The organism is Pedobacter sp. ISL-64 (assembly GCF_018613605.1).
Classification (GTDB): Bacteria; Bacteroidota; Bacteroidia; order Sphingobacteriales; family Sphingobacteriaceae; genus Pedobacter.
Genome location: NZ_JAGGPU010000010.1, coordinates 240,188 through 252,733 on the forward strand (window position 1 = coordinate 240,188; position 12,546 = coordinate 252,733).

Below are 12,546 nucleotides of genomic sequence, written 5' to 3' on the forward strand. Positions count from 1 at the left end.
GTTATGGATATTCGATAAACATATTATTTTTGTAAAAAAACGATATGATTTTTAATTTGCTGAGAGCTACATACATAACCCTTCTGCTTGTTTTTATAGGAAGTTTTTCTTTTGCCCAATCTAATTACTTTAAAATGTCGTATGGTTTTGGTGGAGGAATAAACAAATCTTATACCGATGTGTACAAAGGAAGTTATGGTTACACGGCCTATGGCGTAATCGATTATCATATCACGCCGTTTGTAACGCTGGGTTTAGAAGGGCAGTATGGTAGGATTCAAGGTGGAGATATCGAAACCGATCCGCACAACCGTCAGTTTATAAACCAATATGCCGCCATTACAGCCAATGTAAAGCTAATGCTTGGTGAGGTGGCGAACTACGATAAAAGTGAGTTTTTATACAATCTAAGGGGTTTGTATGTGGGTTTGGGTATTGGGGTAGTTAACAACAAGATTACCGATATTGTGCGGTATAAACCAAGCTGGGCAGCATACAATCCTGGCTATGGCCCTTTCCCTGGAAAAGATAAAAGCCTTAATATGGCGGTACCTTTAAACTTCGGTTTTAACTATTACATTAACGATGGTTATGGCTATATGAGGTACGTTATCAACATTAATGCACAATCGAACTATACTTTTGGCGAAGGTTTGGATGGTTATAACGATTCGAGCGCCAGGTTTGAGAACTATTCGGCGGATGTTTACAACGTTTATACCATAGGTTTTAGATATATGTTTGGAACGATTAAATCTTATCGTAAAACCCTTTAATAACATCATTTCATTTCTTAGATTTAAGGCATGAAAAAATTCTTTGTGTTTTGTTTGCTTTCGATGAGATTAAAAGCTGCCGCACAAAAAACACCTTTCGAGCTGAGCGGAAAAATTGAAACCTCCACTTACAATGCCGCTATAACCTATTACGAAAACCTAACTAAGACCTATCCAGAGGCCAAATTGTTCACCTATGGACGTACAGATTTTGGTAAGCCTTTACATGTATTGGTTTTGTCGCGCGATCGGGTTTTTGATCCTTCAGAGATTAGAAAACAGAATAAAAGGATTTTATTGATCAACAACGGCATTCATCCGGGCGAACCAGAGGGGGTGGATGCATCGATGATGCTTGCCCGCGATCTGCTTAAGGCAGGTAAACTGCCAAAAGATGTGGTAATCTGCATTATTCCCCTGTACAATATAGATGGCAGTTTTAACCGTAGCGGAACATCAAGGGCCAACCAGAACGGGCCGGTGGCTTATGGTTTTAGGGGCAATAGCAAGAACCTCGATCTGAACCGTGATTTCATTAAAACCGATTCGAAAAATTCAGCAGCGTTTCAACTCATTTTTAATACTTGGCAGCCCGAAATATTTGTAGATACGCATACCAGCAATGGAGCAGACTACCAATATGTAATGACACTTATCCCCACACAAAAGGATAAGCTGAACCCGATTCTTTCGGGTTATTTAACTAAAACATTGGTGCCTGATCTATATAAGGGAATGGAGAAGATGGGTTACCCGATGATTCCCTATGTAAACTCGATAGGTGAAACGCCTGAAAGCGGAATAACCGGATTTATAGATCCCCCACGTTATTCTACCGGATATACCACGTTGCACAACACCATAGGTTTTATGCCCGAAACGCATATGCTAAAGGCATACGATTTGCGTGTGTATGCCACTTACAAGCTTTTGCAAACCTATATTCAGCTGGTAGAACGCGATGCCAAGGTTATTGGAGAGAATAAGCGGAAGGCCGATGAACTTGTTGCTGCACAAAAGGAATTTCCTTTAGAATGGAAACTGAACAAAACTGAGGTAAACGATCTGACCTTTAAAGGCTTTGAGGCTGGCCAAAAACCCAGTATGGTAAGCGGTGCCGATCGTTTATATTACGACCGTAGTAAACCTTACACCAAAACCATTAAAGAATGGAATAAGTTCGAACCTGCGGTGTCTATTCAAAAACCGGTTGCCTACATTATTCCGAAAGCCTGGGACCGCGTAATTGCCCTGCTTAAACTGAATAATGTTAAAATCAGGGAGCTAAAAAACGATCAGAAAATTGAAGTAGAAAGTTATTATATCGACGATTTTAAAACCGGAACAAGGCCCTATGAAGGGCACTATCTGCACTCAGCCGTAAAATTGAATACGCTAAAACAGAACCTCCAATATTACGCAGGCGATTTTGTGGTTTATGTTAACCAGCCTGTTAACCGGTATATTGTAGAAACACTGGAGCCACAGGCTACTGATTCTTATTTCAACTGGAACTTTTTCGATTCAATTCTGGATATGAAAGAACATTATTCGGCATATGTTTTTGAAGATACCGCAACAGTATTACTAAAAAATAATCCAGAACTACAGCATAAACTGGAGGCGAAAAAAGCTTCAGATGCCGAATTTGCGAAGAATGCGGCTGCACAACTTGATTTTGTATATAAAAATTCTGATTATTACGAAAAAACACACAATAGATATCCGGTAGCCCGTTTGGTTACAGACGTAAAACTTGATTTAAAATAATCCCCTCCATGGAATACTTCAATATCGCACCAGTTGCCTCCGTAATTTTCGTTTTTACTATTATTACCAGCCTATACGCTTTCTACGATCACTCCCTTTACGGAAAGTTTATGTTACATCCCTATAGCGTTTCGAAAGGACAGAATGTATATACCTTGATTACCAGCGGGCTTGTGCATGCAGATTGGATGCACCTGTTTTTTAATATGTTTACCTTTTATGCTTTTGCCTTTACACTGGAAAGATTGATGGGGAGCTGGCAGTTTGGATTACTGTATTTTTTAGGGTTGGTGCTGAGTGATCTACCCACCGTTATTAAACATAAAGATCATTTTAACTACAATAGCCTCGGTGCCTCAGGAGCAATTAGTGCGGTACTTTTTAGCTATATTTTATTTAACCCGATGTCTAAAATTTACATTATGTTTATCCCGATCGGGATTCCTGCTGTAGTTTTTGGAATTTTGTATTTAATTTATTGTGCTTATGCTTCCCGCAATTCGAGAGACCACATCAATCATGATGCACACTTTTTTGGTGCCTTAACCGGATTGATTTTTACCATCATTTTTGTTCCGGGTATTTTGCAGAACTTTATTACCATGTTAACAGGGGGGAGATAATATCCATTGAGAAGAATCGTCATTCCCGTGAAAACGGGAATCCTAATGCAAAATGCTGTATGTTTTTTCGCTTCGTCATACCCAGTCAAACTGGGTATGACGAAGCACCAAAAGCTAGCCCGCAGTAGGTAAAAAAGGCTTCTCGAAGAAACTCATCGGTTCATCAGGATTTTTAATAATCTCGAATACCACATAACCCCATGGTTTCCAGAAGTTTTCCAATACCTGTGCATATACTTTATGTTGCCAAACATCAAAAAGCGGTTTGGTCATGTTGCCGCGTAAAGGCATAGCCTCGATATAAGTGGTGCCTTCAACAGGCATAAAAGTATATTCAGGTAAACGGTTAAAGAGATAGGCCGAATAATAAAAACGGGCACTCAGCTCTTCAAACTGCTCGGCTGTTAAAGATTTTCCTTTTATTTCGTTGATGATATCCTGATGATAGCGTTTATTGGTGCCATTATCCTGTAAACAGGCGATGATACCAAAATCTTTCATTTTTAACGAGAAGGTTAAAGTGTTTATCTCATCACGGAAACTGAACGGTGTTTCTCCGTTTTCTAATTTCACTACCGTGATAGACCATGGTGAAAAATCTTCAAATTCCAGACTGGTATACAGGTTCTGCATCATGAAATTCAGATTGGCAAATTTCATCATTAACGATTGCGACATATTTAAACCATCAGCAGTCATTTCCTTGCGTAAGGCCGAATGCATTTCGATGTATACAAAGCCATATAAAAATTTGCCGATCCAGTTAAAAAGATCCAGTTCTGGCAATGCAGAAACGGCATCATAACCGGCTGCAAACGCGGCTTCAATCTTGTGTTCAAGCGGGGTTAAAAACTGCTCGTTTACCTCACTATTTACTGGGATAACCAAGGTGTTGTACGAACGGATACTTTCATCCAAAAACTGGATCTGTTCTTCGCCGCTTAAACCTGCCTGTTCTAACAACCATTTTGGAATTAACGGCACCTGAACAACAGGCGAATGAAAGGTTTTGCCACTTAAGAAGCAGATTTTGTATAAAAAATCGAAGTTTTGGAAAGGATTGTATAAGCCGGTATTCATCACTGCAATATTAACCATTATATTTTTAGGGCTTTGCACCGATATTTTATTTTAACGCAGGGATTACAACCTCACCCTGTTAGCAGAAGCAATATCTTTAATTCAGGTTGTATTATAAGTTATGATTCCTGCAGAATTTGTCACGTTGAGCTTGTCGATACGCTTTGAGAAGCTTTTAAACAGATCATTCGAAAGGCTACCATTGATGTTATTATGCAATTGCTTATTAATGAGTGGCTTGCGATATCTATGTATTTCCGCGTAGCTAGGCCATAGCACCGTATCCCCGTTCTACTTAAATCCGGCCTAACAAATTTTTCGGGCTCCACTGACAAAGCCATTTCACTGGCTTTGAAAGAAAAATTTTCAGCCGGTGTTTTATTAATGGTTTTCTATTAGTTTTCATTTGTATTAATGAGCTCGGCAATGCCTCGGTTTTGTTTCTTTTTGACATCAAAAAGAAAGAGCCCTTCGGCGGCGGCGAGCCGAGGCAAGGCTTTCCCCTGGAACAAGAAAATTAATGTATGCGTCATTCATATTGATTTTTATAGAATAAATTAGATCTCAGGATGAAAGTTTTTATATTTTTGTATAGCCTCGTGTTACTACAGTAAGTTGAACCACCCTTCGCTAACTGGCTGAGGTTTTTAGTAATTATTATAATAATAACTGATATCATCAACCAGCTGGCTGTAAATGGGTTTGGTAAATTCTAAAAACAAAGCACTTGGTGGTGGAGGCAGTTGCTCCCTCCTTCTGGTAATGGCCAATTGCTGTTTACTCAGCGCCCTGTCATCACCTTTATAGGTTGCCCAATTATCTCTCCATACATAAGTTCCAGGGAATTTCTGCTGGCGTACCAGTTTTTTTGTGCTCCAATCGGTAATGCTCATATCCAATAATCCCGACGAAGAGATGTTCTTTTCGAAAATACTTAAGATGGCTTTTACTGTACCGTAAATTGGTTTTTTCCCACGGGTTTCGCCGATTACCACACTGTCGCGTTTCAACTTTTCTACCCTTTCTTTTACATAGGTTTGACCTACCACAAAATCATCAAAGTTTAAACTCAATACCTGATCGGGAATAATTTTTTGATCTGTTGCCTGTGTTTCGCTATAAAATATCACAAACTTATTTCTCGAGTAATTTCCAATAAACTGATCGATCTGCTGCTGAAAATAATCAGCACTTAATTTGTACATGCCGCTGTTTACAATAATCGGCTGAACAACAACCCTGGTTACCGCTGCCCAATAAGCATCGTCCATTTTGGCTTTGGCATCTTTATAATTTGGCTGAAGATTTTGTGTTTTCTCAAATTCGTAGTACGCCTTTTTTGCCGACTGACGGTTGTTTTCTCTCAAATAACCTAATCCTGAGTTATATCTTGCGGCAGCTGCATTGTATTTACTATCAGCAAGTTCATTGATGTATTTTGAAGGTCTTGGAACAATGGTTAAGCAAGCTGGGCAACTGTTAATATCATCGGCCAATTGATTGATTTTTTGATAATCGTACATCACCGATTCCCACCTGAATAAATCGTTAGACATTTTAGCTTCTGCAATTTTTCGCAGATGGTCCTGCAGCGCTAAATCGTATGCTGTTTTTAGCACTTCCATAGCCTCACTATTTTTTGGCGAGTTTTGCAGCCTGCTTACTGCTTTGGCAACCGAAGCATCGTAATCACCTTTTTGTAAGGCTTTTTTTCCTGTGGTACATCCTCCAATAATTATTAAGGATAAATAAATAAAATACCGTAATCTTGAATTGTTTTTCATGGCTTGGTAGTTGCGTTAATAAAAACAAAGATAATTTGCAAAGCGATAATTACCTTATTTATTTAGAAGACGATTGATAATGAAGATTAGTTGCAGACAATTTGAATTAGAATTAAAACATCCTTTTTCGATCTCGAAATTTACCCGTACCAACACTCCTTTAATGCTGTTGAAGATCGAACATGAAGGTGTAACAGGTTATGGTGAGGCTTCTATGGTACCTTATATGGGCGAGAGCTACGAAAGCGCAGCGGCTTTTCTTAGCCTTGTAGATTGGGATAAAATCCAGTGTCCATTCGATTTCAAAGAAATAATTAGTTATTTGGATAGCCTTGCTCCAGGCCAGCCAGCCATTAAAGCGGCTATTGATATTGCGCTTAACGATATCAATGGAAAGCTGTTAAATAAACCCTGTTATGAAATTTACGACGCAGATCCTGCTAAAATGCCGGTAACTTCTTATACCATTGGGATTGATACACCTGAAGTGATCCGCGAAAAACTGAAAGATGCTGAGGCTTTTAAAGTGATCAAAGTTAAACTGGGGAGGGATAACGATCAGGAAATTATCGAAACGATCAGGAGTATGACCAATGTGCCCTTATATGTGGATGCTAACCAGGGTTGGGCAGATAAAATTAAAGCGATTGATTTAATTTATTGGCTGCATAACCAGGGCGTGGTGTTAATCGAGCAGCCTATGGATAAAAACAACCTCGATGGAAATGCCTGGCTAACCGAGCGCAGTCCGATTCCGCTGTTAGCTGATGAAGCCGTACAGCGTTTAGCCGACATGGACAAACTGAAAGGCGCCTATCATGGCATTAACGTAAAACTGATGAAAAGCTGTGGCATGTACGAAGGGCATCAGATGATTTTGAAAGCCCGTTCTTTTGGGATGAAAGTGCTGATTGGCTGTATGAGCGAAACCAGTTGTGCCACTTTGGCCGCAGCTGCTTTGGCTCCTTTATGTAACTGGGCCGATTTGGATGGGCCATGGCTCACTAAGAATAATCCCTTTACTGATCCAGCTTTCGAAAACGGTAAGTATATTTTAAAAGAGCTGCCAGGTTTAGGCTTGACAGGCATTACTTCTGATCTTTTTCTTTAAAGCTTTTTCTGATGTCTTTGGTGAGTTGGTACTTAAAGTAGAACAAACAAGCCGTTGTGCCTACCAAAAAGCCAGCTGGAAGATATTTAGCATTGTTATAACACCAAACCAATCCGAAAATAGAAAGGATAATGGCCAGGTTATAGAAGATATTTAAAGCAAATTTTTTACCCACAGTTGAAATGATTGAATGACGAAATTAGAGAATGATTGAATGAGCGAATGAATTTTGAATAAGCGTTATGCTATTAACAATCACTCATTCAAAACTCATTCATTCTATCATTAATATACTGGCATGTTGGGATCAAAAGCTTCTTGCCAAGCTAAAATACCGCCTTTTAAGTTATAAAGATTATCAAATCCGTATTGTTGCTCCAACTGCATTACTGCTGCTGCGCTTCTTTTTCCACTGCGGCACTGAATAATTACCGGCTTATCTTTCGCAACCTTATCAGCCTCAATTAAAATTCCACCCAAAGGGATATTCTCGCCTTCAAGATTGGAAACCTCATATTCGAATGTTTCACGAACATCAATCAATTGAAAATCTTCTTTGTTATCGATTTTCTCTTTTAGTTCTTGTACCGATATTTCTTTCATTTTATTAAATGTATTTATGCAAATATAGGAAAATCAACTTTACACTCCCCATCAAAAAAATGCCATAAAATTTTGTGTGAAGCTGTAACAACTTTAACCCTTAGGCGTTTAATTATAAATAGTTACAAATGGACAAACTGAACCGTTTCTTTTGGTTTTGCTCTGGCGCTCATATCCCGACACTGGAAAAGTATCCTTCAGAACAAAATAAATATACTGGCATTGGCGCCACCATCTTTTTTACAGGTTTATTTGCTGCCCTTTCTGGGGGCTATGCCATGTATTTTGTGTTTAAGGGGGATGATCTGGCGATAATTTTTGCCATTGTTTTCGGCTTTTTATGGGGGGCGGCCATCTTTAATATGGACCGCTATATCGTGTCGAGCATTAATAAAAGTGCAAGTACCAATAAACAGTTGTTACAGGCTACACCGCGTATTCTGTTGGCCATTATGATTGGTATGGTAATTTCGAGACCAATAGAGCTTAAAATTTTTGATAAGGAAATTAAAGAACGCCTAAAAGTAAGTTACTTAAACGGCCAGCGTTCTAAAATTGATACCCTGAACAAAGCCTTTGAGAAAAAATATCAGGTAGAATTTGACAGGTTAAATCAACAGAAAGCTACCAGAGATTCACTTGAAAAAGGAATTAAAACGGATAGACAAAAACTTAATTTCGAGATTTTTGGAAACAAAACCACCGAGACATCAGGGGTAATGGGCTACGGACCGTATGCCAAACGGAAGGAAACTGAAATAGCACAACGCACGGCTGAATTAGATTCACTAAAAGCTGCTATCAATAAATCGGAAGGTTTTGTAGATAAACGCAAAGAATTTGATGGGCTGTTTACCGAAAAGCTGTACACTAAAAAACAGTTAGACAGTTTATCGGATATTGCTGGTTTTGCCGACCGCAACTGGGCATTAGGGCAACTTAAATTTAATGTTGATGGCACACGGGATAACAATACGGCAATTGCGGTTACTTTTATCGGGCTGTTATTTATTTTCTTTGAATGTTTGCCTGTATTTGTAAAACTGATGAGTGCAAGGGGGCCTTATGATTATGCTATAGCGGATGGAGATGAGGTGTCGATTTATCATTCGAAAAGAGACAAGGATTTCCATTTTGAAGTAGCCGATAATATTCATGAAACGAGGGTCGATTCCGAATCATCTAAAAAGAAGGAAATTATAAAAGGAAAAGCTTACCGCGATCTCGAAAAACACGATTGGGATAGCGAGAGCTAAGGGGAAATGTAAGAAGGTAATTGAGAGCGGATGGTTCGTAGGCCGTGGCTTAACTCCGAAAATATTAAACCAAAAAAAATCAACTGTGAACATTAGGCTATCAGTTATTGACTATCAGACCATCAACTATTATCCATCGTACATTTTACCTCAAACATCTTCCATTTTTATTAAATTGCCCTTGTAATCCCGATTCTTATGAAGAAATTTTTAGGTGCTGCGGTATTTGGTCTACTATCGTTTCAGGCTTTTGCCCAAAATGAGATCAGTTATACGGTTTCCTTTCCAAATGTTATCCATCATGAAGCTGAAATCAGCATGGTTGTCCCAAATGTTCCTGCGGGTACGCTAAAGGTCAGAATGAGCAGGTCATCTCCGGGCCGTTACGCTACACATGAGTTTGGAAAAAATGTATATCACCTGAAAGCTTTCGATGCATCAGGGAAACAGCTGATCATTAAACAAACAGCAGGCGATGTTTATGAAATTCCCAATCATGGTTCCAGCGTAAAAGTAAACTATACACTTTTTGGAAACTGGATTGACGGAACCTATGCAGGTTTCGACGAAACCCATGCACACATGAATATACCGGCAACTTTTGCTTTTCCGTTAGGCATGGATAACAGGCCGCGACTGGTAAAATTCAATTATGCCGAAAAACAGGACTGGAAAGTAGCTACACAGCTTAAGCCAATGGCCAATGGGACTTATTTCGCGCCAAATCTTCAATATTTTATGGATAGTCCTACCGAAATTGCCAATTATAAAACGGCAAGCTGGCAGGTTAAAAATACCGATGGTAAAGTTCAGACCATCCATTTAATTACGCATTCTAACGACGACCAGAAAACCGTTGATAATTATGCTGAGATGCTTAAAAAAATGGTCGATGAACATTTTGCCGTTTGGGGCGAATTTCCCACATACGATTACGGTAATTATTACTTTCTGGATGATGTATATCCGGAGAATGCAGGCGATGGAATGGAGCATAGAAACTCCACTTCGATTGTGCAGCGCACACCAAAAATTGCGGGTTATGAATCGAACCTCCTGGGTACTTTTTCGCACGAATATTTTCACAGCTGGAATGTAGAGCGTTTAAGGCCAAAAACTTTAGAGCCCTTCAATTTTGAGCATGCCAATATGAGTGATGAACTTTGGCTGGCTGAAGGCTTTACCCAATATTATGGCAATCTGCTGTTAACCAGGGCGGGTTTAAAAACTACCGACATTGCCATACAAACTTTTAACGGCCTGGTAAGTGCTGTTTTACTGTCTCCCGGAGCAAAAAACTTTTCGCCAATTGAGGCCAGTAGGTATGCGGTGTTTGCCGATGCTGGTGTGGCTATCGATCAGACCAATAAAGGCAACATATTCACTTCGTATTACACCTATGGTGCTGCAACTGCCCTGGCTTTAGATCTTCGCTTAAGAACCGAATTTAAACTCAGCCTTGATGATTATATGCGTGCGCTTTGGAAAGCCTACGGCAAGCCAGAAATTGCGTACACCGTACCTGATTTAGAGAAAACCCTAGCAGCGCTGACTAAAGATCCTGCTTTCGCTGCCGGTTTCTTTAAAAATTATATTTACGGCACCGAAAAGAACGATTATGCCAAGCTGCTTTTAAATGCAGGTCTTGTTTTGCGCAAAGCAAATCCTGGTAAAGCTTTTGCTGGCTTTGGCAAGATTAATAACCTGGATGGGAAATTGATATTAGGACAGACGCTGATGGGTACGCCTGCATATGAGGCAGGTTTAGATGTTGATAATGTATTGTTAGCCATCGCTGACGTGACAGTAAAAGATGTAGCTGCGGTTACGGCCATTAGTGATACCCATAAACCCGGCGATGTGCTGAAGGTTACTTATCTTTACCGTGGAGCGCAAAAAACGGCACAATTAACCTTAATAGAAGATCCGGCTTTAGAGCTTGTTCCGATTGAAAAAACAGGAGGAGATTTAACACCGGCCATGCAAACTTTTAGAGATAAATGGTTAACATCGCAGGTAAAATCTAAATAGCAAAACTAATACTTATTATATGAAGAAAATATGCTTTTTTACGCTTGTCGGGATGGCAAGTTTGCAGCTTAAGGCGCAGAACATAGATAAAATCATTACCCGCGAATACACCGATCACCTGATTAAAACCTTAAGTGCTGATGATATGCAGGGGCGTGCAACCTTTACGCCAGGCATTGATAAAGCAGCTACTTTTATCGAATCTGAATTTAAAAAGATCGGCTTACAGCCATTAGCTGGGGAGAAAACTTTCCGCCAAACCTTTAACAAATACCAGGTTACCAACCAAGGTACAAGTGTTAAAATAGATGGACAGGAAGTTGCCGCAGAAAATTTAATTGTTTCAGGCGTAACTTCTGAGCGTGTTACACTAGATAAATCGAACACCACTGTTGTTAAATTAGATCCCGAAAAAGCATTTGTACCTCAGCTAAGGGCAATGATGGGGGCCGGAAAAAACCAGATTGTTTTGGTTGACAGTAAATTTACCGATCTGTTTAACCGTTATAGAAGTTACTTCGGTAAACCGGCAACTGTTGATGAGAAAGATGTTAAAGCAACTACAAGCGCTGTGCAGGTTTTTGTTTTAGGGAAAGATGCCGCAACAGATTTTTCGGCAACATTTAAAAGTAAGGTAGATAAAATGCCTTTATTTAATGTTGCAGGGGTAATTCCAGGTAAATCAAAAGCAAAAGAAATTGTGGTTTTCTCAGGTCATTATGATCATTTAGGCTTTTTAAAAAGTGTTGATGGTGATAGTATTGCCAATGGCGCAGATGATGATGCTTCAGGTACGACGGCTATGATTGCCCTTGCCAAGTATTACAAAGCACAGAAAAACAATGAGCGTACTTTAATCTTTGTTGCCTTTACCGCTGAAGAAATCGGTGGTTTCGGCGCAAAATATTTCTCTGAAAAACTAAATCCTGAAGATGTTGTGGCCATGTTCAATATTGAGATGATCGGCAAAGATTCGAAATTTGGCAAGAATACCGCATTTATTACCGGTTATGAAAGATCAGATTTTGGGAAGATTTTACAGAAAAATTTAGCCGGAACTGAATTTACTTTCCATCCAGATCCCTATCCAGATCAAAACTTATTCTATAGAAGTGATAACGCAACTTTAGCTGCTTTAGGCGTTCCGGCACACACCATTAGTACCGATAAAATTGATATCGATAAACTTTACCACAGTGTGAAAGACGAATATAGTTCTTTAGATGTAGAAAATATCCTTTCTACCATCAAAGCGATCGCAAAGAGCGCAATTACCATTGTAAACGGAACAGATACACCAACGAGGATTCCGAAGTTGAAGCAATAGAAGGGATAGTTATAAAACGGTCGTCATTCCCGCGCAGGCGGGAATCGTAATGCAGTAGGCTTTAAGATTCCCAATCAAGTTGGGAATGACGAGCCGCCCAATACAACTATAACAAAAAATGGCCAGTGATTTTTTCACTGGCCATTTTTTGTTGTAAAACTTACGAAGTTCTCCTAAGCTGAGCC

At 39.5% G+C, this 12,546-nt stretch carries 12 protein-coding genes; 7 read left to right on the forward strand and 5 right to left on the reverse strand.

What is annotated here, in order from left to right:
• Window positions 1-44: 44 nt before the first annotated feature.
• Genes J7E57_RS15195 through J7E57_RS15205 form a run of 3 tightly spaced genes read left to right on the forward strand, consistent with a single transcriptional unit; the run spans window position 45 to window position 3,169 of the window.
• The gene (locus J7E57_RS15195; RefSeq protein WP_215165539.1) at window positions 45-776 is read left to right on the forward strand and encodes a hypothetical protein; all 732 of its coding nucleotides are present in this window, start codon (window positions 45-47) and stop codon (window positions 774-776) included.
• 30 nt (window positions 777-806) lie between these two features.
• Entirely contained in the window at window positions 807-2,546 is a 1,740-nt protein-coding gene (locus J7E57_RS15200; protein ID WP_215165540.1) for a M14 family metallopeptidase, read from the forward strand.
• A gap of 8 nt (window positions 2,547-2,554) precedes the next feature.
• Window positions 2,555-3,169: a rhomboid family intramembrane serine protease gene (locus J7E57_RS15205; RefSeq protein ID WP_029277963.1), complete on the forward strand. Its 615-nt coding sequence runs from the start codon at window positions 2,555-2,557 to the stop codon at window positions 3,167-3,169.
• 114 nt (window positions 3,170-3,283) lie between these two features.
• Here the strand turns inward: J7E57_RS15205 and J7E57_RS15210 are convergent, their stop codons facing one another.
• From J7E57_RS15210 to J7E57_RS15220, 3 genes are all read right to left on the reverse strand, one after another.
• A complete protein-coding gene (locus J7E57_RS15210; protein WP_215165542.1) occupies window positions 3,284-4,267 on the reverse strand; it encodes a hypothetical protein in 984 nt (327 codons plus the stop codon).
• Window positions 4,268-4,644: 377 nt separating this feature from the next.
• Window positions 4,645-4,782 (reverse strand): hypothetical protein, encoded by a 138-nt coding sequence (locus tag J7E57_RS15215; RefSeq protein ID WP_215165548.1) that lies wholly within the window; start codon window positions 4,780-4,782, stop codon window positions 4,645-4,647.
• A 114-nt stretch (window positions 4,783-4,896) separates the two neighbouring features.
• Complete coding sequence (locus J7E57_RS15220; RefSeq protein ID WP_215165550.1) at window positions 4,897-6,033, reverse strand: hypothetical protein; 1,137 nt, start codon at window positions 6,031-6,033, stop codon at window positions 4,897-4,899.
• Between the two features lie 79 nt (window positions 6,034-6,112).
• Here J7E57_RS15220 and J7E57_RS15225 point away from each other — a divergent pair, with 79 nt between their 5' ends.
• A complete protein-coding gene (locus J7E57_RS15225) occupies window positions 6,113-7,144 on the forward strand; it encodes a dipeptide epimerase (protein WP_215165552.1) in 1,032 nt (343 codons plus the stop codon).
• Here J7E57_RS15225 and J7E57_RS15230 read toward each other — a convergent pair.
• Together J7E57_RS15230 and J7E57_RS15235 are read right to left on the reverse strand one after the other, a co-directional pair.
• The gene (locus J7E57_RS15230; protein WP_029277955.1) at window positions 7,122-7,319 is read right to left on the reverse strand and encodes a DUF6358 family protein; all 198 of its coding nucleotides are present in this window, start codon (window positions 7,317-7,319) and stop codon (window positions 7,122-7,124) included. The genes J7E57_RS15225 and J7E57_RS15230 overlap by 23 nt on opposite strands.
• Window positions 7,320-7,429: 110 nt before the next feature.
• Window positions 7,430-7,747 carry a rhodanese-like domain-containing protein gene (locus J7E57_RS15235; RefSeq protein ID WP_215165554.1) on the reverse strand — a complete coding sequence of 106 codons (318 nt, stop codon included), beginning with the start codon at window positions 7,745-7,747 and terminating at the stop codon, window positions 7,430-7,432.
• A gap of 128 nt (window positions 7,748-7,875) precedes the next feature.
• Between J7E57_RS15235 and J7E57_RS15240 the strand changes: the two genes are divergently transcribed.
• The 3 genes from J7E57_RS15240 (at window position 7,876) to J7E57_RS15250 (ending at window position 12,361) form a co-directional block, all read left to right on the forward strand.
• Complete coding sequence (locus J7E57_RS15240) at window positions 7,876-9,003, forward strand: DUF4407 domain-containing protein (protein WP_215165556.1); 1,128 nt, start codon at window positions 7,876-7,878, stop codon at window positions 9,001-9,003.
• Between the two features lie 198 nt (window positions 9,004-9,201).
• Window positions 9,202-11,034, forward strand: coding sequence for a M61 family metallopeptidase (locus J7E57_RS15245; RefSeq protein ID WP_215165558.1), 1,833 nt, complete (start codon window positions 9,202-9,204; stop codon window positions 11,032-11,034).
• Between the two features lie 19 nt (window positions 11,035-11,053).
• Window positions 11,054-12,361, forward strand: coding sequence for a M20/M25/M40 family metallo-hydrolase (locus tag J7E57_RS15250; RefSeq protein WP_215165560.1), 1,308 nt, complete (start codon window positions 11,054-11,056; stop codon window positions 12,359-12,361).
• The last annotated feature ends 185 nt before the right edge of the window (window positions 12,362-12,546 follow it).